Raw genomic sequence first — 19,745 nt, 5'->3', positions numbered from 1 at the left:
CGGGGCATGGGTCCGGGTATAGTGAGCCCGATGCGGGTCAGCGCTCTCGCCTGGTTCACCCCACCTACCGAGCCCAAACCTGCCCCTCCCTTCTTCGGCCAGGAGCGGGCCCTTAAGGCCCTCGAGGCCGCCTTCCGCCAGGGGGGCCACGGCTACCTGGTGGGGCCAAGCGGCCTCGGCAAACGGAAGCGCCTCCTCGCCTACCTGCAGGACCGCCCCTTCCCCAAGGAGGAGGTGGTCTACCTTCCCCTGGGGGAAGAGGCCTTTCCCCTCCTTCTCCCCGAGGGGCAGGGCCGGGCGCTGGTGGAGGGGGTGGAGGCCCTCTTGGCCGAGTTCACCCCTGCCCTCTTCCGGGAAAAGGGGTTCCTCTACGCCAAAAGCCTGGTGGAGGCCCGCTACGAGAAGGAGGCGGAAGCCCTCCTGAGGGCCCTGGCTCAGGAGGCGGAGGGGTATGGCTTTGCCCTTTTGGAGGGCGAAGAGGGCCTGAGGCTTTCCGGTAAGGGCCCCATGCCCCCCGAGCTTTCCGCCAAGCTGGCGGAAACCGTCTTGGCCTACGTGGACGTGCGGCAACGGGCGGAGGCGGAGGTGGCCGCCTTGAGGCGGGGCTTCGCCGAGCGCTTCCTCCTGCCCAAGGCCTTGGAGCTCAAGGGGCGCTTCCCCCAGGCGGGCCGGTATCTGGACTGGATCACGGAAACCCTGCTGCGGGCCGCGGCCCTGGAGGAAACCCTGAAGCTGGAGAAGCTTCTCCCCCGCCTCCTGGTGGAGGGGGGGGAACGGGTGGTCTATGAGCCCAACCCCAGCCCGGAAAGGCTTTTCGGGCACCTGGAGTACGAGATGCAGGAGGGCCTCCTATCCACCCATCTGGGCCTCCTGCGCCCCGGGGCCCTGCACCGGGCCACGGGGGGGGTGCTGGTCCTCGAGGCCCACCGGGTGTGGGAGCTGGGGAGCTACCCCCTCCTGAAGCGGGCCCTGGCCACGGGGGAAGTGGAGCCCCTCGCCCCCCGGCCCGAGGTCAAGGGCCCGAGGCTCAAGCCCGCCCCCCTCAAGGCCCAGGTCTTCCTGGTGGGCCCCCCGGAGGTGATCGCCTTTTTGGAGGAGGACGAGGAATTCCTGGAGCTTTTTCCCTTCCGCGTGGAGTTTAGCCCGGAAATCCCCTACACCAGGGAAAACGTGGCCTACCTGGGGGGGTTTTTGCAGGCCGAGGGGGTGGCGCTAACCCCGGAGGGCCTGGCGGCCCTAGCGGACGAGGCCCGGCGCTGGACGGGGCACAGGGAAAGGCTGGACGCCAGGCTCTACCGCCTGCTGGACCTGGCCAAGGAGGCCTCGGCCTTGAAGCACCCCCTGGACCGGGAGGCGGTGGAAAAGGCCCTCCTGGCAAGGGAGGAGCGGTTTGGCCTGGAGGAGGAGCTTTACCTGAAGGACCTCGAGGAGGGGGTGGTGGCCCTGGAGGTCCAGGGGATGCGGGTGGGGGAGGTCAACGGCCTGGTGGTGGTGGAAGGCCCCCTGCCCCGGGGGCGGCCCGTGCGCATCACCGCCCAGGCGGGCCCCGGACGGGAGGGCATCCTCTCCATCGACCGGGAGGTGGGCCTGGGGGGTCAGGTCTTCCACAAGGCGGTCCTCACCCTGGCGGGCTACCTGCGGGGAACCTACGCCAGCCTGGGAGCCCTTTCCGCCACGGTGAGCCTGGTCTTTGAACAAAGCTACGGGGGCATAGAGGGGGACTCGGCGGGGCTGGCGGAGCTTTTGGCGGTGCTCTCCGCCATCTCGGGCCTGCCCCTGAGGCAGGACTTGGCGGTCACGGGGGCCATAGACCAGACGGGCCGGGTCCTGGCCGTGGGCCGGGTGGCGGAGAAGGTGGAGGGGTTTTTCCGGGTCTGCCAAACCTTGGGCCTCACCGGCACCCAAGGGGTGGTGCTCCCCAAGGCCAACCTTCCCCACCTCACCCTGCGGGAAGAGGTGGTGGAAGCGGTGGAAGGGGGCCTCTTCCACCTCCATGCGGTGGAGGAGGTGGACGAGGCCATAGAACTCCTCTTCGGCCGCAAGGCCTACTGGGTGCACGAGCGGGTGAGGGAAGTGCTGGCCCACTTCCAAAGCCTGGAAAACGGCGAAGAAAACAAGGGTTAACCCCTAGCGCCCAGGCTCCAGAAGAAGGGTTTTACCCCCTTCCGCAAAGCGCATGGGCAGGTACGCCCCCCTGGCCCAAAGGGGCAGGAGGTCGGCGTAGTGGGGGGAGAGGAAGTGCCCCGCCTGGCCCATGGGGTGGACGAAGAGGGAAGCCTCCGGATCGGAAAGGTCCACGATCTGCCGGTAGCTGGGCCCATGGGTCATCTGGAGGGTTTCGGGGACGAAGGGGCCCACGTTCACCGTGTACCGGTCCCCGCCGAAGGGCACCCTCCGGTCCGTGAGCCGCCTCAAGGGGGTGTGGGTGAGGACGGCGTGGGGGAAGACCGCCCGGTGCACCTCGCCCCAGGAGCGCCCCCCTAGGGCCTCCTTCCGGTCCAGGGCCCGTTCCAGGGCCAAGGCGGCGAAGTCCAGGCAGGTCTCCGGGTACCCGGTGTCCGGCTGGTCGCAGTTTTTATCCCCCTCCTTAAGGGCCCTTAGCAGGTAGCGGGGCTCGTCCCAGAAGGCCTCCCCCACCTCCCTCTCCGGCAACCGGGTGAGCTCGGTGTACCAGAGGGCGAAGACCAGGGCCTCCTCCGAGCCGGCGGCCATGGTGCCGTCCCAGGCAAGAAGCCTTTGGCGCCAAACCCGGCCCCGCTCGGAGAGGGGGTTCAGGAGCTCCAAGGCGGGGCGGAAGTCCCGGAAGAGGAGGGTTTTCTGATCCTGCTGGATGGCCCGCATGTCCTCCAGGGAAAGCTTTTCCTTGGCCAAGAGGAGCTCGCGGATGCGCTCTGCCCGGTAGGGCTCGGCCCAGTCGTAGGTGAGGGCGTAGGGGAAGCCCTCGGGGGTGGCCTTGTGGTTGGCGGTGACCACAAAGCCCTCCTTGGGGTTCAGGACCATGGGCCACGCCTCGGGCCTGCGGTAGCCCTGCCAGTCCCACTCCCCGTTCCCGGGCACGGGCACGGTGCCCGTGTGCCCCTCCTTGCGGATGGGGAACTTCCCGGGGGCGATGTAGCCGATGTTGCCCTCCACGTCGGCGTAGACGAAGTTCTGGCTGGGGGCGGAGTAGTGGCGGAGGGCGGCCACGAACTCCTCCCAGCTCCCCGCCCGGTTCACCCCCAGGAAGGCCATGAGGATGTGGTCCTCCGGGTCCAGGCTCACCCAGCGGAGGGCCATGGGGGTCTTGGGGGGGTCTTGGAGGGCGTCGGTGATCACGGGGCCATAGAGGGTTTCCCGCACCCGCAGGACCTCCTCCCTACCCCCCTTGACCCGGATCCTCTCCTCCCGCACCCGGTAGGGCACCACCCGGCCCTTGTACCGGTAGCCCCTACCCTCCACGTCCTCCAGGAGGTACAGGTCCTGCACGTCCGCCCCCACGTTGGTCACCCCCCAGGCGATGCGCTCGTTCCGGCCGATGACGATGCCCGGCACCCCGGGGAGGCTGGCCCCCATGGCCCGGTAGCCGGGGGCCTCGAGGACCATCAAGAACCAAAGGGAAGGCGCCTGGAGGCCCAGGTGGGGGTCGTCCGCCAGGAAGGGCTTCCCCGTGACCGTGCGGCTTCCCGCCACCACCCAGTTGTTGCTGGCCTCCAGGCGGCGGGGCGGGGCCATCCTCAGCAGGGCGGCCGGGGCCTCCTCCCGCTTTAGGGGAAGCCTCAGGTCCTCCCCTTGCAGGATGGTGGGGGCGTCCTCGGGGTAGGGGGGCATGAGCTGGAGGAGCCTCTCGGGGCTTATCCCCCGGGCGAGGAGGCGGTGGCGGAGGAGCTCCTCCTCCCAGTTGCCCGAAAGGTCAAAGCTCATCATCTTGGCCCACACCAGCACGTCCGGCCCCGACCAGGGCTCGGGGCGGAAGCCGAGGAGGCGGAACTCCGGGGGCAAGGGGGCCCCGCTTTCCAAAAAGGCGTTCACCCCGGCCACATAGGCGTCCACCGCCCGCTTTTCCTCCGGGTAAAGCCGCTCGTAGGCGCTCTTTGCCGCCTGGTAAAACCCCCAGGTGCGCAGGAAGCGGTCTTGAGGAAGCGTGGCCTCCCCCAGGACCTCGGAAAGCCTGCCCTGCCCCACCCGGCGCTGGAACTCCATCTGCCAAAGCCTTTCCTGGGCGTGGACAAAGCCCTGGGCGAAGAGGAGGTCCTCGAGGGTCTGGGCCCGCACCCGCACCACCCCCCGCCCGTCCCGCACCACCTCCACCGGGGCCGAAAGGCCCTTCAGGGCGATGCGCCCCTCCGCCTGGGGCAAAGAGGCCCGCAGGGTGGCGTAGACTCCCAGGGCCAGCAAGAGGACCGCCAGAAGGGCCAAGCCCAGGGCCCAAGCCAGAAACCGCAAGAAGCGTTTCATGGTTGGACGGAGTATACCATGGGGCCTGGGCCCCCTGAGCCAAGGGAAGACCCTGGTGGGGTGTTCCTGCGGGTCTTCCGGGCTCCCCTTCCCTTAGGATGGAGCCATGCGGCTGGAGTTCGTGGAAAACGGTCCCATCCGGTTGGAGGGCGGACGCTTCCGGGTGCGGGTGGGGGAGCGGGAAGAGGTCTTGGAGAAGCCCCGGCTCTCCCTTTGCCGCTGCGGCGCCTCGGCGAACAAACCCTTCTGCGACGGCACCCATAAGCGCATCGGCTTCCAGGCCCCTGGTGGGGTGTTGGAGGTGGAAGGGGACTGACCCGCTGGTCAACCTTGGGCCAAGGGGGTAAACTCCGGTAGCTATGGGCACCATGCGCTACCGGAAGCTGGGCAAGTGGGGCCTCAAGGTCTCCGAGATCTCCTTGGGGGCCTGGGTCACCTTCGGCGACGTGGTCAAGGACAAGGAAACCGTCCGGGAGATCGTGAAGATCGCCTATGAGGGCGGGGTGAACTTCTTTGACAACGCCGACGTCTACGCCAAGGGCCTGGCGGAGGAGGTGATGGGGGAGGTGCTAAGGGAGTTTCCCCGGCACACCCTGGTCCTCTCCACCAAGGCCTACTGGCCCATGTCCGAGGACCCCAACGACCGGGGCTTAAGCCGCAAGCACCTCCTGGAAAGCCTCACGAAAAGCCTAAAGCGCCTCAGGACCGACTACGTGGACCTCTTCTTCGCCCACCGCTACGACCCCGAGGTGCCCATGGAGGAGATCGTCTACGCCATGCACACCCTCGTGGAAAAGGGCTACGCCCTCTACTGGGGCACCTCGGAGTGGCCCGCGGCCAGGATCGCTGAAGCGGTAGCCTTCGCCAAGGCCAACGGCCTCCACCCGCCCGTGGTGGAGCAGCCCCAGTACTCCATGCTCTACCGGGAGCGGGTGGAGGGGGAGGTCCTTCCCGAGGCGGAGCGCTTCGGCATGGGCCTGGTGGTCTGGAGCCCCCTGGCCATGGGCATGCTCACCGGCCGCTACGACGAGGGCATCCCCCCGGAAAGCCGCTTCGCCCGTTACCCCCAGTTCGCCGAGCGCTTCCTCACCGAGGAGAACCGCAGGAAGGTGCTGCGGCTTAAGGAGGTGGCGGAGGAACTGGGCCTCACCCGCACCCAGCTGGCCCTGGCCTGGGTTTTGCGCCTCCCCGGCATCTCCAGCGCCATCACCGGGGCCACCCGGCCCGAGCAGATCCGGGAGAGCCTGGGGGCCGCGGGGGTGGACCTGCCCCAGGAGGCCCTGGAGCGGATTGAGGCCATCCTGAAGGGCGAGGCGTAAAGAAGCCTATTTCGGTGCCGGGGCCAGGCCCAGGTGGACCAGGTACCGGGCCTGGCCCTCCGCCTGCCGCGCCGGGGACAAGGCCGCATAGCGGTGGTACAGGGCAAGAAGCTCCCGCTGGAAGGCCTTGGCCTCCTCCCGGCTCAGGTAAAGCCCGGCGCTCCAGAGGTTCACCAAGGGGGGAAAGCCCTCGGCCAGGAGGTCGGATTCCGCCTCGCCCCCGAACTCCAAAAGGCCCTCCTCGTTCAGGAAGACCCGGAGGACAGCCCCGTGGCCGGGGTCGTGGGCCTCGAGGGCCCTCGCCCACTCCTCCTGCCAGCTCCTGGCCCCCTCCAGGGCCCGCAGGACCCTCTCCGGCACCAGCTCCCGGGGGATGCGGAAGTCGGTGTCCACCGCCCGGTAGAGCCGTATGGGCCGCCCCCGCCTTTGCCGGGTCCCGACAGGCAGCAAAAGCCCCGCCCGCACCAAGAGGCCCACCCGGTAATGGGCCTGCTGCAGGGAAAGGCCCTGGGCCAGGGCCAGGTCCTTCACGCTGGCCGGGCCCTTCATGAAGGGCTTCAGGGCCACGGCCATCTCCGGGTCCGCCAGGAGGCGGGCCGCCAAGGGGTTTTCCACCCGGAAGGCCATGCCTCTACTCTAAAGGTCCGCTTGCGCCTGGAGTAGAGGGAGGGGGAAAGTGGGCGGCATGCAGGGCTTCGCCGCCTTCCGCCTGCTCTGGGTGGGCCAGGCCCTGGCCCTGGTGGGCCGGGAGATGACCTGGTTCGCCCTCACCCTCTACGCCTACCAGAAGACGGGCCTGGCCACCACCCTTTCCCTCTTGGGCTTCTTCCACTTCCTCCCCCTCATCCTCCTCTCCCCCCTGGCGGGGGCCCTGGTGGACCGCTACCCCCGGCGGTGGGCCATGCTGGCCGCGGACCTGGGCGGGGGGCTGGCCACGGGCTTCCTCCTCCTCATGCTCCTCCTGGGGCGGCTGGAGGTGGGGCACCTCTATGTGGTTTCCGCCTTCACCGGGGCCCTTTCCAGCCTCCACTGGCCCGCCCTCTCCGCCGCCCTTTCCGCCATGCTGGAAAAAAAGGACTACGCCCGGGCCAGCGGCATGATGAGCCTGGCGGAGTCCCTGGCGGGGGTGGGGGCCCCTGTGCTGGCCGCAGCCCTCCTGAAGCCCCTGGGCCTTTGGGGCATCTTCGCCCTGGACCTCCTGGGGGCGGGTGCCGCGGTCCTCACCCTCCTCATGGTGCCCATTCCCAGCCCTCGAGCTCAGGCTGGGAAAAAGACCTCCCTCCTGGAGGAGGCCCTCTTCGGCTTCCGCTTCATCCTGCAAAGGCCCCCCCTCCTGGGCCTGCAGCTCATGTTCTTTGGGGTGAACTTCCTCACCACCCTGGCGGCCACCGTCCTTCCGGCCATGGTCCTGGCCAAGACCGCCCTCTCCGAGACCGCTTTGGCCCTGGTGCGCTCGGCCTCGGGGCTCGGAGGGGTGGCGGGGGGGCTTCTCCTCTCCCTCTGGGGCGGCCCCCGGAAGCGGGTGCACGGGGTCTTCCTGGGCATGGCCCTTTCCAGCCTGGCCCTGGCCCTCATGGGCGTGGTGGAGGGCCCCCAGGCCTGGGCGGCCTTGGCCTTCCTGGAGAGCCTCTTCATACCGCTGCTGAACGGCTCCAACCAGGCCATCTGGCAGTCCAAGGTGCCCCTCGAGGTCCAGGGCAAGGTCTTCGCCGCCAGGCGCATGATCGCCTGGTTCGCCAACCCCCTGGCCATGCTCCTCTCTGGCCCCCTGGCGGACCGGGTCTTCGGCCCCCGTTACGGCCAGGGGGAGGGGATCGCCCTCATGCTCCTCCTCTTTGGCGGCCTGGGGGTGGCCCTGGGGCTTTTGGGCTACCTCCTCCCCCCGGTCCGGGAAGCGGAACGCCTTCTCCCAGACGCCAAGCCGGACTAAACTTTCCTCATGGCGAAGCTGGAAGCCCTTAGGCGCCTCCTCCCCGGGAAGGTGGACACCTCCCCCTCCGAGCGCCGCCGCCACGGGCGGGACGAGGGCTACCCCGAGGAGGGGGAGGTGTTGGCGGTGGTCTACCCGGAGGGGGTGGAGGACGTGCAAAAAGCCCTCCTCTGGGCGCGGGAGCACCGCGTGGCGGTCATCCCCTTCGGGGCGGGCACCAGCCTGGAGGGCCACCTCCTCCCCTTGGGGGAGGCCATCAGCCTGGACTTCGCCCGCATGAACCGCCTCCTCGAGGTCCGCCCGGAGGACTTCCTCTGCGTGGTGGAGCCCGGCCTCACCCGCAAGGCTCTGAACGAGGCCCTGAAGGGGACGGGCCTCTTCTTCCCCGTGGACCCCGGGGCCGACGCCACCTTAGGCGGCATGGCCGCCACCAACGCCAGCGGCACCACCACGGTGCGCTACGGGGGGATGCGGCCAAACGTCCTGGCCCTGCAGGTGGTCCTGGCGAACGGGGAGGTGCTGGAGCTCGGGCGGCCCGTGCGCAAGACCAGCGCCGGCTACGACCTCAAGGACCTCTTCATCGGCTCGGAAGGGACCTTAGGGGTCATCACCCGCCTCACCCTGCGCCTGCACCCCTTGCCCGAGCACGTGCACACCCTAAGGGTCTTCTTCCCCGGGGTGGAGGAGGCGGCGGCGGCGAGCTATAGGGTGATGGCCAGCGGGCTTCCCGTGGCCCGGCTGGAGCTTTTGGACGAGCTGGCCCTAAAGGCCCTGAACCGCCACCTTGGGGCGGGGTTTCCCGAGCGCCCCGCCCTCTTCCTGGAGTTCCACTCCTCCACGAGGGAGGCCCTGGAGGCGGAAAGCGCCCTGGCCCTTACCCTCATGGAGGAGGCGGGGGCCTTGGCGGTGGAGGCCGCCAAGACGGAGGAGGAGCGCAAAAGGCAGTGGGAGGCCCGGCACCAGGCCTACTGGGCCCTGGTCCACCTCTTCCCCGGCCACCGCTTCATGATCACCGACGTGGCCGTGCCCCTTTCCCGCCTGCCCGAGATGGTGCGCTATGCCCAAGGGCTTCTTTGGGAAATGGGCCTCACCGGCAACATCCTGGGCCACGTGGGGGACGGGAACTTCCACACCCTGGTCCCCGTTTTGCCGGAGGACTACCCCAAGGCCGAAGCCTACGCCGAGGCCCTGGTGCGCCGCGCCCTGGAGCTTGGGGGCACCTGCACCGCCGAGCACGGGGTGGGCCTGAGGAAGAAGAAGTACCTGCCCCGGGAGCACGGCCCTGCCCTGGATTGGATGCGAAAACTGAAGGCGCTCCTGGACCCCGAGGGCCTCCTGAACCCGGGGAAGGTGCTTGACACGCCCTAGGCCCTCCGCTATAGTTAAGGATGGCGACGCGGGGTGGAGCAGCCTGGTAGCTCGTCGGGCTCATAACCCGAAGGTCGCGGGTTCAAATCCCGCCCCCGCAACCAAAAGGGAGCCCAAACCCCAAAGGGTTTGGGCTTTTCCTTTACCCTTTAGGCATGGACTGGGAGGTGCGGCAAGACCCAGAACGCCTTTACAAGGCCTTCCGCTTCCCGAACTTCCGGGAGGCCCTGGCCTTCGCCCAACGCGTGGGGGAGCTGGCCGAAAGGGAAAACCACCACCCCCGCCTCACGGTGGAGTGGGGCCGGGTGACGGTGGAGTGGTGGACCCATAGCCAAGGGGGCATCACCGAAAGGGACCGGGAGATGGCCCGCCTCACCGACCTTCTCCTGTAGCCTGGGAAGGGTATGGAGGCGCGGACCTTAGAGCTTGTCTTCCCCGAGCACACCAACCCCCTGGGCGCCGCCTTCGGCGGCTTTGTGCTGGGCCTCATGGACAAGGTGGGCTCCTACGCCGCCGCCAGAAGGGCCAAGAAGCCCGTGGTCACCGTGGCCGTGGGCGGGGTGGAGTTCAAGGTGCCCATCCGCACCGGGGACCTCCTGGAGGTGGTGGCGAGGGTGGTGCGGGTGGGACGCACCTCCTTGACCGTGGAGGTGGAGGTGTACAAGGAGCGCTTTGGCCAGGAAAACGGCCGGGTCCTGGCCACCAAGGGGGAGCTCACCTACGTGGCGGTGAACGAGCGGGGCCAGCCGGTGCCGGTGGACGAGCATGCGGGTATGGATTGATGCCTCCTGCCCCTACTGCCGGGCCTTTGGCCTGGGGCCTAGGCTCTACCGCACCCTGGCCCAGAGGAGGCCCCGTGCCTGAGCTGCCCGAGGTGGAAACCACCAGGCGGCGCCTCGAGCCCCTCCTTCTTGGGCAACGCCTCCTGGAGATCCACCACCAGGACCCAAGGCGCTACCGCCACACGCAAAAGGCCCAGGGGCAGATGGTGGAAAGCCTCCTGCGCCGCGGGAAGTTCCTCCTCTTTCCCCTCTCTGGGGGCTTGGAGATGGTGGTCCACCTGGGCATGACCGGGGGGTTTCGCCTGCAAAAGACCCCCCACACCCGGGTGGCCTTCCGCCTGGAGCAGGGGGAGCTCTTCTTCCACGACCCGAGGCGCTTCGGGCGCATCTGGGTGGTGGAAAAGGGGGATTACCGGGAGATCCCCCTGCTCTCCCGCCTGGGCCCCGAGCCCCTTTCCGAGGCCTTCCGCTTCCCGGAGTTCTGGGAGGGCCTAAGAAGGAGCGGCAAGCCCCTCAAGGGCCTCCTTCTGGACCAGCGCCTCGCCGCCGGGGTGGGGAACATCTACGCCGACGAGGCCCTCTTCCGGGCCCGCCTCTCCCCTTTCCGCCGGGGGCGGGAGCTTAGGGAGGAGGAAGCCCAAAGGCTCTTCCTGGCCCTTAAGGAGGTGCTGGCCGAGGCCACCGCCCAAGGGGGAAGCACCCTTTCCGACCGCACCTACCAGCAACCCGATGGCCTTCCGGGAGGGTTCCAGGAGCGCCATGCGGTCTATGGCCGCGCGGGGCTCCCCTGCCCCCTTTGCGGCACCCCCGTGGCCCGGGGGGTGGTGGCGGGGCGGGGCACCCACTTCTGCCCCCGGTGCCAGGCCTGATGCCGCCCCACGCGGAGGGAGTCCGCACGGGGTGGCATCAGCCCCACCGGCCGCGGCCCCGGTCCAGGAGGTAGAAGAGGAGGGCGGAAAGGAGGGCCAGCAGGAAAGCCAAGGCCAAGGCCTCCCGAAAGGGGGCCTCCCCGGGCCGGCCCAGCCGCTCGTAGATGGCCAGGGTCAGGGTGGTCCACTCGGGCCGCCAGAGCACCAGGCTGGCCCCAAACTCCCCCAGGATGGCCGCCAGGGCCAGGGCCAGCCCCGAGGTGAGGGCGGGGAGGACCAAGGGGAGCTCCACCCGCAGGAAGGCGCGAAGGGGCGTGGCCCCCAGGACCCGGGCGGCCCAAAGGAGGCTTGGGGGAAGGCTCTTCAGGGCGGGAAGCAACGCCCGGGCCAAGAGGGGGTAGGCCAGGAGGGCGTAGGCCCCGAGGAGGAGGCCTAGGGAGCCCCTAAGGGAGGGGTAGGCCAGCAGGTAGCCCAGGCCCACCGCCACCGGGCTCACCATGAGGGGGAATAGCCCCAAAAGGTCCATAAGGCGGCTTCCCCGGGCGGCCACCGCGTAGGCCACCCCCAGGGGAAAGGCCAGGAGCAGGGCCAGAAGGGTGAAGCGGAGGCTATTCCCCAAGGCCAGGGAAAGGGGGGTGAAGTCCTCCGAGGCCCAGGCGGAGGCCAAGGCCCCGGGGTGAGCCTGGAGGAGGAGGGCCCCCAAGGGCGCGAAGAACAGGAGGAAGAAGGCGGCAAGCCCCACCGTGCCAGCCCAGGAAAGGCCAGGCCCCAGCCCCCCTGGGGGCAGGGGGTAGGGGCGGAGGCGCAGGTACAGCAAGACGGCGAGCCCCAGGGTGAGGATCTCCAGGAGCATGAGGGCGCTGGCCTCGGGAAAGGCCAGGCGGTAGGCCAAAAGGGTGTAGACCTCCACCTCGAGGGTGGCGTACCGGGGCCCGCCCAAGAGAAGCGGCACCCCGAAGGCGGAAAAGGTGTAAAGGAAGACCAGCAACCCGGCGGAACCCAAGGCGGGAAGCAGCAGGGGAAGGCCCACCCTTAATAGGGCCCGAAAAGGGGTGGCCCCCAGGACCCTTGCCGCCCGCATGGGCTCGGCCAGGTGCACCGCCACGGGAAGGAGGATGCGCAGGGCGAGCCCCAGGTTGTAAAAGACCGCCGCCAGGAGGAGAAGGGCCTTGGTGCCGTAGAGGTCCACCCCCAGGAATCCGCGGGGGCCCAGGAGGGCCAAAAACCCCAGGGCCACCACCGGGGTGGGGAGGACGAAGGGGAGGGTGGAGAGGGCAAGGAAGGCCTCCCTGAGGGGAAACCGCCTGCGGAAGAGAAAGGCCAGGGGAAGGGCCAGGGAAAGGGTCAGGAGGGCAGAAAGGAGCCCATACTCCAGGCTCCAGAGGTAGCGCCCCCAGTAGTAGGGGTTGGCCAGGGCCCTGGCGAACCCCTCCCCCACCCCCAGGGCCAGGATGCGCCCCAAGGGGTAGAAAAGGGCCAGGCCCAGGAAGAGGAGGACGAGAAGCCCCGCGAGCCTGGCCACGCCCCTTTATACCCCCTCGCCTAGCCAGGGGAGGCTTGGGGAAGCCTCACCGCCGCCCCTTGCGCACCGCCTCCGGGCTTTGCCCCTGGAGGACCACCTTGGTCCACTCCTCAATCCAGCGTTCCCGGTGCTGGGCCATGGCCTTGGGGTCCATGCGCACGCTCCCCAGGGGCTCGGGGGCGAAGCGGAAGACCTCGGGGAGCCCCGCATCCCGGCGGGCGGGGTACATCCACATCTCCGTGGGGATGTTCTCCTGCACCGGCTTGGAGAGGAGCCAGTCCACCACCTTCCTGGCCCCTTCCAGGTTCTTGGTGCCCTTCAGGATCCCCACGAACTCCACCTGGAAGAAGGCCAGCTCGGGGAAGAGGTTCCCCGTGGGGGGCTCTTGGTACTTGCCCTCGGAGTAGTAGACCTCGGCGGCGGGGCTGGTGGTGTAGGAGACCACCAGGGGCCTATCCCCCTTGTAGAGGGTGAAGTGGGTGTAGTAGGCCTCGCTCCAGCCCTTGGCCACCCGCACCCCCCCATCCCGGAGCTTGGCCCAGAAGTCCAGGTAGCCGTCCTCCCCAAAGCGGGCCACGGTGGCCATGAGGAAGGCCAGGCCCGGGGAGCTGGTGGCGGGGTTTTGCACCACCAAAAGCCGGGCGTACTCGGGCCGGGCCAGGTCCTGGGGCACCTTGGGCAGGGGCCGCTCCTTGAAGTAGGCCCGGTCGTAGTTCAGGCTCACCCAGCCGTAGTCCACGGGCAGGGCGCGGAAGGTGGGGTCCAGAAGCAAGGTGGCCTTCAGGTTCCGGACCTCGGGGCTGCGGTAGGGGAGGAGGATGTCCGCCTCGAGGGCCCGGGAGAGGAAGGTGTTGTCAAAGCCATAGATCACATCGGCGATGGGGGCCCCCTTGGTGAGGATGGCCCGGTTCAGGGTCTCCCCCGCATCCCCTCCCTTGAGGAAGCGGAGCCTCAGGCCCGTCTCCCGCTCAAACCGGGCGATGAGCCCCTTGTCCAAGGAAAAGCTGCTGTGGGTGAGAACGGTGATCTCCTGGGCGAAGCCGAAGGCCAAAAGGGCCAGCAAGGCCAAAAGGCGCAACATACAACCCCTCCTTGTCACCGGGAGGGGCCTTGGTCACCTTCCCTACGCCGGCATTACCCGGTTCAGGTTCCAAGGGTATCTCTCAGCCCCGCAAACGGAGCACCCCCGGTGACGCCTAGAGTTTACCACCTTCCCCGGCCCCAGAAGGGCCACCCAGGCCCCCTTCACACCCCCCAGGGCACCAAAAGGCCCTCGAGGGCCTCCCGGAAGGCCACGCCAAAGGCCTCCGGCTGGTCGATCCAGGGGTAGTGCCCGGCCCCGGGGATCACCCGGATGGGGGCTTTGAGGCGCTCCGCCACCTCCTCCGCGTAGGGGTAGCTGGTGCCGTCCCTCTCCCCCACCAGCAAGGTCACCGGGCTGCGGCCCGGGGCAAGGTAGGGGGTGTAGTCCAAGCGCCAAAGGCCGTTGTGCAGGAAGCCCCAGGCCGGGGTGTCCGGCCCCAGGATGCCGGAGCCCTCCACCACCCACTCGTACTCCAGGCGGCCATGGGGGGTGGGAAACATGAGGCGGTCAAAGAGGAGCTTGGGCTCGGCCTTGGCCAGGGCGGCCTTCAGGTTCTCCTCGGGGTCGGGAAGGGGCTCAAGCCCCGCCGCCTCGGCCAGCCGGGCAGCAAGCCAAGGGAAGCTCACCCAGGGCCCCAACAGGAGGGCCCCCCCGGCCTCGGGGTAGCGGCGCAGAAGCTCCAGGGCCACCAGGGCGCCAAAGCCGTGGGCCAGGAGGTGGAACCGCTCCACCCCCAAGGCCTCGGCCAGGGCCAGGGTGTCCTCCACCAGGGCATCCAGGGTGAAGAGCCGGGGATCCTGGGGAAGCTCCAGGCTCCGCCCCGAACCCCGCTGGTCAAAGTAGATGACCCGAAAGCCCTCCAGGTAGTCCTGAAGCCCCTCCCTGAGGGCATAGGCGTTGCCCCCGGGCCCGCCGTGGAGGACGAGGATGGCCGGGGCATGCTCGTCCCCCACGTCCTCCACGTAGAGCTCCGCTTCCCCTACGGGGATGTACCCGATTTCTTCCCGCATCCCCTATAGACTACCCCATCCCGAAGGGTAAAGGCCCAAACCTTAACCCCAGGCAGGGCCTGGGCCCTCCGCCAAGCCTCCTCCCCCGCACCCAAGACCTCAAGAAGCCACACCCCTTCCCCCTCAAGAAGCCAAAAGGGATGGGGAAGCTCCCGGGCCAGGGCCAGGAGGGCCTCCCGGTCCTTCCCCTCCACGAAGAGCACCCTCATCCCTTCCCCCAAAGGCGGTGGTAGAAGAGGATCTCCGCGCTCTCCTCCAGGGTGGTGAGGAGGCTGTAGGCCTGCAAAAGGGCCTCCTCTGGCCGCTCCTTGAGTCCAATGGCGAAGGCCCCATGCCCCCGCAAAAGGCAAACCGGCCTCTCCCTAAGGGCCTCGGCCACGGCCAAGGCCGCCTCCTCCGTGGCGGAAACCGTCTTGGGGGAAAGCACCGGCACCTCCTTCAGGTGGTACTGGCCCTCGAGGTCCAGGGGAACCAGGAGGTCCAGGTGCAGGGAAAGGGCCACCGCCACCCGGGGATGGGCGTGGACGATGGCCTGGGCCGCGGTCCTTAGGTAGACCTCCCGGTGGACGACGCTTTCCACGCTGGCCCCTTCGGGAAAGGGGCCCACGAGGGGCACCTCCACCAGGTCCTCCGGGGTAAGCCTCCCCTTCTGCACCCCGCTTTTGGTGATGAGGAAACCCTCCTTGGTGCGCACGGAGAAGTTCCCCGCGGTGGCGGAGACGAGCCTTTGCTGGAAGAGGTCCTCCCCCACCTGGCGGAAGGCGGTATAGATCCGCGCCAGCATGGGCCCATTATGGCGCAACCCGGGGCCCCACCCCAGCCGGACTGGGGTGGGGGGCCCTTAGGCCTGTTTCCCGGGCTGTTCCCGACGGGCAGGGCGGCGCAGGGCGGGTTCCTTTTCCTTGGCCTCCACCGCCTCCTTCCTGGCCTCCTCGATGGCCTTGAGGGTCTTTTGGTCCACCACCTGGGTGAAGCGGACGAAATCGCTCCCCGTGCCCGCGGGAATGAGGCGCCCCAGGATGACGTTTTCCTTGAGGCCGATGAGCTCGTCCTTCTTGCCGGCGATGGCCGCCTCGGTGAGCACGTGGGTGGTGTTCTGGAAGCTGGCGGCGGAAAGCCAGCTCTTGGTGGAAAGGGCGCTCTTGGTCACCCCCATGAGGAGGGGCTTCCAGGCCACGGGGGTCTTGCCCTCGGCGATGAGCCGCTCGTTCAGGGCCTCCACGTCCCACTTCTCCAGGATCTGGCCCTCCAAAAGGCGGCTATCCCCGGGGTCGGTGACCTCCACGTACTTGAGCATCTGCCGCACCACGATCTCAATGTGCTTGTCATGGAGCTTCACCCCCTGGGCCCGGTAGACCTTCTGGATCTCGTCCACCAGGTAGCGCTCCACCGCCTCGGGACCCTTGGCCTCCAGAAGCTGATGGGGATCCACGGCCCCGCGGGTCAGGGGCTGGCCCGCCTCCACATAATCCCCATCCTTCACCACCAAGCGGGCGTCCTTGGGAAGCTTGTACTCCTTGGAGAAGCCCTCGGACTCCACGAAGACGGAGAGCTTCTCCTCGGTTTCCTCGATGCGCACCACCCCGTCGATCTCGGAGATGACCGCCTTGGCCTTGGGCCTGCGGGCCTCAAAGAGCTCGATGACCCGGGGCAGACCCTGGGTGATGTCGGTGCCCACCGCCACGCCGCCCGTGTGGAAGGTGCGCATGGTGAGCTGGGTGCCGGGCTCGCCGATGGACTCCGCCGCCACCACCCCCACCGCCTCGCCGATGGACACGGGGCGGGCCATGGAGAGGTCGTAGCCGTAGCACTTCTGGCACACCCCGTAGCGGGTCTGGCAGGTGAGGGGGCTGCGCACGGGCACCTCCTTGATCTCCCCCGCCTCCGCCGCCTTGATGAGGAGCCCCACGTCCTCCAGGGTGAGGTAGCGCCCCTCCTCGAGGCGCTCCCCCAGCACCTCCACCTCCCGGGCCAGCACCCGGCCATAAAGCCCAGACTCGATGTCGGAACGCTTCCTCAGGCGCAAGGAGCGGGTGACCTCGTCGGGCTGGAAGAGGGGAACGGAGATGAAGTTGGTGGTGCCGCAGTCCGCCTCCCGCACCACGATCTCGTGGGCCACGTCCACCAGCTTCCGGGTGAGGTAGCCGGAGTCGGCGGTGCGGAGGGCGGTGTCCGCCCCACCCTTGCGGGCCCCGTGGCTGCTGATGAAGTACTCCAAGACGGTGAGGCCCTCCCGGAAGGAGGAGCGCACGGGCACCTCGAAGGTCTCCCCCGAGGGCTTTTGCATGAGGCCGCGCATGCCGCAAAGCTGGCGGATCTGCTGGGGGTTACCCCGGGCCCCGGACTGGGCCATCACGTAGAGGGGGTTGAAGGGGTAGTTCTCTTCAAAGTTCTTGAAGACCGCCTGGGTGACCTTCTCCGTGGTCTCGGTCCAGAGCTGGATCACCTGGTCGTACCGCTCCCGGTCGGTGAGGAAGCCCATCTCGTAGGCTTGCTCAATCTGGCGGAGCTTGCGGTCGGCCTCTTCCAGGTACTTCTGCTTCTCCGCCGGGATCACGGCGTCGTCAATGCCGATGGTGATCCCGCTGGTGGTGGAGAGGGTGAAGCCGTAGTACTTGAGGGCGTCCAGCAGCTTGGCCGTTTTTTCAATGCCCAGGCGCAGGAAGGACTGGTAGACCAGGTCCTTGAGGGAGTTCTTCTCCTGGGGCACGTCCATCTGGAGAAGCTCCTGGGCCACCTTCTCGTCCCCCACCGCCTCCCCCACGATGCGGGCGAAGAGCACCCGCCCCGGGCTCGTCTCCAGGCGCCGGCCCAGGTAGCGCACCGTGACCACGTCCTGGAGGTCCAGGTACCCGTGGGCCACCGCCAAAAGGGCCTCGTCGGGGCTGGAGAAGACGAACTTGAGGCGGCCCACGCTGGTCTCCTTCCCCGCCACCCTTATGGGCGCGTTCAAGGCCACCTCGCCCCGCTCGTAGGCGGCCAGGGCCTCTTCCGGCGTGGCGAACTCCCGGCCTGCGCCCTTCTTCTCCCGGCGCACCTGGGTGATGTAGTAAAGCCCCAGGATGATGTCCCGGCTGGGCTTGGCCAAGGGTTCCCCGGAGGCGGGGGAGAGGAGGTTGTGGGCGGAGAGCATCTGGACGCGGGCCTCCGCCTGGGCAAAGGAGGAAAGGGGCACGTGCACCGCCATCTGGTCCCCGTCAAAGTCGGCGTTGAAGGCCTCGCACACCAGGGGGTGGAGCTGGATGGACTGCCCCTCCACCAAGACCGGCTGGAAGGCCTGGATCCCCAGGCGGTGCAGGGTGGGGGCCCGGTTCAGGAGGACCACCTTGCCGTGGATCACCTCCTCCAGGGCGTCCCAGACCTCGTCCTTGATGTCCCGCTGCCTTTCCAGCATCCTGCGGGCCGCCTTCACGTTGGGGGCGATGCCCTTCTCCTCCATCTTCTTGAGGAGGAAGGGCTTGAAGAGCTCCAGGGCCATGCGCTTGGGCAGGCCGCACTGGTGGAGCTTGAGCTGGGGCCCCACCACGATCACGCTCCGCCCCGAGTAGTCCACCCGCTTGCCCAAGAGGTTCTGCCGGAAGCGGCCCTGCTTGCCGGAGAGGATGTCGGTGAGGCTCCTCAGGGGCCGCTCGGAACCCGGGTTGGTGACGGGCGCCCCGCGGCGGCCGTTGTCGATCACCGCATCCACCGCCTCCTGGAGCATGCGCTTCTCGTTGCGGATGATGATCTCCGGGGCCCCCTGGGCGAGGAGCTTCTTCAGGCGGTTGTTGCGGTTGATGAGGCGGCGGTAGAGGTCGTTGAGGTCGCTGGTGGCGAAGCGGCCCCCGTCCACCTGCACCATGGGCCGGAGGTCGGGGGGCAGCACGGGCACCGCCTCGAGGACCATCCACTCCGAGCGGTTGCCGGAGTCCAGGAAGGCCCGCACCACCTCGAGGCGCTTCCTGGCCTTGGCCCGCCGGGCCCGGGAGGGGTGCTTCATCTCCTCCAGGAGCTCCGCCTCCAGCTTCTCCAGGTCCAGCTCCTTCAGGAGGGCCTGGATGGCCTCGGCCCCCATGCGGGCGTCAATGTCGTAGGACTCCACCACCCGCACCGCATTCCGGACCAGGTCCACCTCCACCCGGCCGTAGATCTCGCTCTTGACCTTGCCCCCGTCCGCCAGGGTATCCCCCGGGGCCACCCGGTCCCCGGTGGAAACCTCCACGTCGTCCTCAAAGGGGTAGAGGCGGGCCTTCATCACCACGATGCTGGCGGGCTCGTGCAGGTGGACCACCCCCTCGGCCTCGGCGATCACCTCCTCCTCGGGGTCAATGGCCGCCACCACCTTCTCCCCCGCCTGGACACGGGCCCCCTCGGGCACCACCACGTTCATGTGGGGAGCCACCGCATAGTCCTTGGGCTCCGTCCACTCCAGGAAGAAGGTGAGGTAAACGGTATCCCCCTCCTCCTCCACCTCCACCTCTTTGGCGCTCATGTGGCGGGGCATGCGCACGAGGCCCTGGCCCTCCGCCAGGGGCTGGCCCTTCTCCACGATCTCCCCCTGGACCACCAAGGGGGTAAGCCCCACGGGCAGGAAGTAGCGGGCCACCACCGCCTCCTCCTGGCGCAGGTAGAGGAGGTGGCCTTCTGCAAGCTCCCTAAGCTCCACCACCCCCTCCTCCTCCGCCCGGAAGAGGTAGGGCTCGGGAAGCTCCGCCAGGACCTCCCCCGGCCTGTACGCCTCCTTTTCCACCCAGGCGGAAAGGGGAAGGCGGAGGCCCGCCCGCTCCTTGCGCAGGTAGTCCACCCGCACCCGCCGGGGGAAGCGGTAGAGGGCGATCCCGTCCATGCGGCTTGTCACCCCGGGGGCCAGCTCCTGCCCCTTCACCACCTCCTCCCCGTCCTTGACCAGGGCATCCACCCCGGGGGGCAGGGGGTAGGTCTCCTGCTTGCCGTAGCGGAGCTCCCGGTACTCCTCGTCGGTGAGGAGCTGGCGCTTCTGCACCGGCACCCCATCCAGCACCGCCCCCTTGGGGTCTAAGACGATGTACTTGCTGAAGTAGAGGACCTGCTCCAACTCGGTGGCGGAGAGGTCCAAGAGGGTGCCGATCTTGGAGGGCACATCCTTCACGAACCAGATGTGGGCCGCGGGGGTGGCCAGCTCAATGTGCCCCATGCGGTAGCGGCGCACGATGCTCTTGGTGACCTCCACCCCGCAGCGCTCGCACACCTTCCCCTCAAAGCGCTGGCGCTTGTACTTGCCGCAGGCGCACTCGTAGTCCTTGGTGGGGCCGAAGATGCGCTCGTCGAAAAGCCCATCCCGCTCTGGCTTCAGGGTGCGGTAGTTGATGGTTTCGGGCTTCTCCACCTCCCCGTAGCTCCAGGAGCGGATCTTTTCCGGAGAGGCCAGGGCGATGCGGACCTTGCGAACTTCCTTTTTCATTCTTCCTC

The 19,745-nt window shown here is 68.5% G+C and carries 16 protein-coding genes, 1 tRNA gene and 1 riboswitch; of the genes, 9 read left to right on the top strand and 8 right to left on the bottom strand.

Annotated elements, in window-relative coordinates:
• The first annotated feature begins 30 nt into the window (after positions 1–30).
• Entirely contained in the window at positions 31–2,124 is a 2,094-nt protein-coding gene (locus BS74_RS02420) for an AAA family ATPase (protein ID WP_038055743.1), read from the top strand.
• Between the two features lie 3 nt (positions 2,125–2,127).
• On the opposite strand, the gene BS74_RS02415 is transcribed toward BS74_RS02420, so the two are convergent.
• Positions 2,128–4,434 carry a penicillin acylase family protein gene (locus tag BS74_RS02415; protein ID WP_038055741.1) on the bottom strand — a complete coding sequence of 769 codons (2,307 nt, stop codon included), beginning with the start codon at positions 4,432–4,434 and terminating at the stop codon, positions 2,128–2,130.
• A 106-nt stretch (positions 4,435–4,540) separates the two neighbouring features.
• On the opposite strand from BS74_RS02415, the gene BS74_RS02410 reads away from it, so the two are divergent.
• On the top strand, positions 4,541–4,750 hold the full coding sequence (locus tag BS74_RS02410; RefSeq protein WP_038055740.1) for a CDGSH iron-sulfur domain-containing protein: 210 nt from the start codon (positions 4,541–4,543) through the stop codon (positions 4,748–4,750).
• Positions 4,751–4,793: 43 nt separating this feature from the next.
• The gene (locus tag BS74_RS02405; RefSeq protein ID WP_038055739.1) at positions 4,794–5,753 is read left to right on the top strand and encodes an aldo/keto reductase family protein; all 960 of its coding nucleotides are present in this window, start codon (positions 4,794–4,796) and stop codon (positions 5,751–5,753) included.
• A gap of 6 nt (positions 5,754–5,759) precedes the next feature.
• Here BS74_RS02405 and BS74_RS02400 read toward each other — a convergent pair whose 3' ends face one another.
• A complete protein-coding gene (locus BS74_RS02400) occupies positions 5,760–6,380 on the bottom strand; it encodes a helix-turn-helix domain-containing protein (RefSeq protein WP_038055738.1) in 621 nt (206 codons plus the stop codon).
• A gap of 58 nt (positions 6,381–6,438) precedes the next feature.
• On the opposite strand from BS74_RS02400, the gene BS74_RS02395 reads away from it, so the two are divergent.
• The 6 genes from BS74_RS02395 to BS74_RS02370 all read left to right on the top strand — a co-directional run bounded on the left by BS74_RS02395 (position 6,439) and on the right by BS74_RS02370 (position 10,702).
• Positions 6,439–7,683 carry an MFS transporter gene (locus BS74_RS02395; RefSeq protein WP_038055736.1) on the top strand — a complete coding sequence of 415 codons (1,245 nt, stop codon included), beginning with the start codon at positions 6,439–6,441 and terminating at the stop codon, positions 7,681–7,683.
• A gap of 9 nt (positions 7,684–7,692) precedes the next feature.
• Positions 7,693–9,051, top strand: coding sequence for an FAD-binding oxidoreductase (locus BS74_RS02390; protein ID WP_038055733.1), 1,359 nt, complete (start codon positions 7,693–7,695; stop codon positions 9,049–9,051).
• Between the two features lie 27 nt (positions 9,052–9,078).
• Positions 9,079–9,155 (top strand) — tRNA-Met (locus tag BS74_RS02385).
• Between the two features lie 51 nt (positions 9,156–9,206).
• Positions 9,207–9,443 carry a 4a-hydroxytetrahydrobiopterin dehydratase gene (locus tag BS74_RS02380; protein WP_038058775.1) on the top strand — a complete coding sequence of 79 codons (237 nt, stop codon included), beginning with the start codon at positions 9,207–9,209 and terminating at the stop codon, positions 9,441–9,443.
• 12 nt (positions 9,444–9,455) lie between these two features.
• Entirely contained in the window at positions 9,456–9,833 is a 378-nt protein-coding gene (locus tag BS74_RS02375; protein ID WP_038055731.1) for an acyl-CoA thioesterase, read from the top strand.
• A 74-nt stretch (positions 9,834–9,907) separates the two neighbouring features.
• Positions 9,908–10,702, top strand: a complete 795-nt coding sequence (locus tag BS74_RS02370) for a DNA-formamidopyrimidine glycosylase (RefSeq protein ID WP_038055729.1) — start codon at positions 9,908–9,910, stop codon at positions 10,700–10,702.
• Between the two features lie 37 nt (positions 10,703–10,739).
• On the opposite strand, the gene BS74_RS02365 is transcribed toward BS74_RS02370, so the two are convergent.
• The 6 genes from BS74_RS02365 to rpoC form a co-directional block, all read right to left on the bottom strand.
• Entirely contained in the window at positions 10,740–12,224 is a 1,485-nt protein-coding gene (locus tag BS74_RS02365) for an ABC transporter permease (protein WP_038055727.1), read from the bottom strand.
• Positions 12,225–12,270: 46 nt separating this feature from the next.
• Positions 12,271–13,305, bottom strand: a complete 1,035-nt coding sequence (locus tag BS74_RS02360) for a thiamine ABC transporter substrate-binding protein (protein WP_038055726.1) — start codon at positions 13,303–13,305, stop codon at positions 12,271–12,273.
• A 21-nt stretch (positions 13,306–13,326) separates the two neighbouring features.
• Positions 13,327–13,422: riboswitch (TPP riboswitch) on the bottom strand.
• Between the two features lie 47 nt (positions 13,423–13,469).
• On the bottom strand, positions 13,470–14,318 hold the full coding sequence (locus BS74_RS02355; RefSeq protein ID WP_038055721.1) for an alpha/beta fold hydrolase: 849 nt from the start codon (positions 14,316–14,318) through the stop codon (positions 13,470–13,472).
• Positions 14,288–14,527: a hypothetical protein gene (locus tag BS74_RS02350; protein ID WP_038055719.1), complete on the bottom strand. Its 240-nt coding sequence runs from the start codon at positions 14,525–14,527 to the stop codon at positions 14,288–14,290. Before BS74_RS02350 ends, BS74_RS02355 begins: the two co-directional genes overlap by 31 nt.
• Positions 14,524–15,102, bottom strand: a complete 579-nt coding sequence (locus BS74_RS02345; protein ID WP_038055717.1) for a fuculose-1-phosphate aldolase — start codon at positions 15,100–15,102, stop codon at positions 14,524–14,526. Before BS74_RS02345 ends, BS74_RS02350 begins: the two co-directional genes overlap by 4 nt.
• Positions 15,103–15,159: 57 nt before the next feature.
• Positions 15,160–19,737, bottom strand: coding sequence for a DNA-directed RNA polymerase subunit beta' (rpoC, locus tag BS74_RS02340; RefSeq protein WP_038055715.1), 4,578 nt, complete (start codon positions 19,735–19,737; stop codon positions 15,160–15,162).
• Between the last annotated feature and the right edge of the window lie 8 nt (positions 19,738–19,745).

The organism is Thermus amyloliquefaciens, assembly GCF_000744885.1.
GTDB lineage: Bacteria > Deinococcota > Deinococci > Deinococcales > Thermaceae > Thermus > Thermus amyloliquefaciens.
Note: the sequence above shows the minus strand (reverse complement) of the source record. Positions and strands in the feature narration are given on the sequence as shown.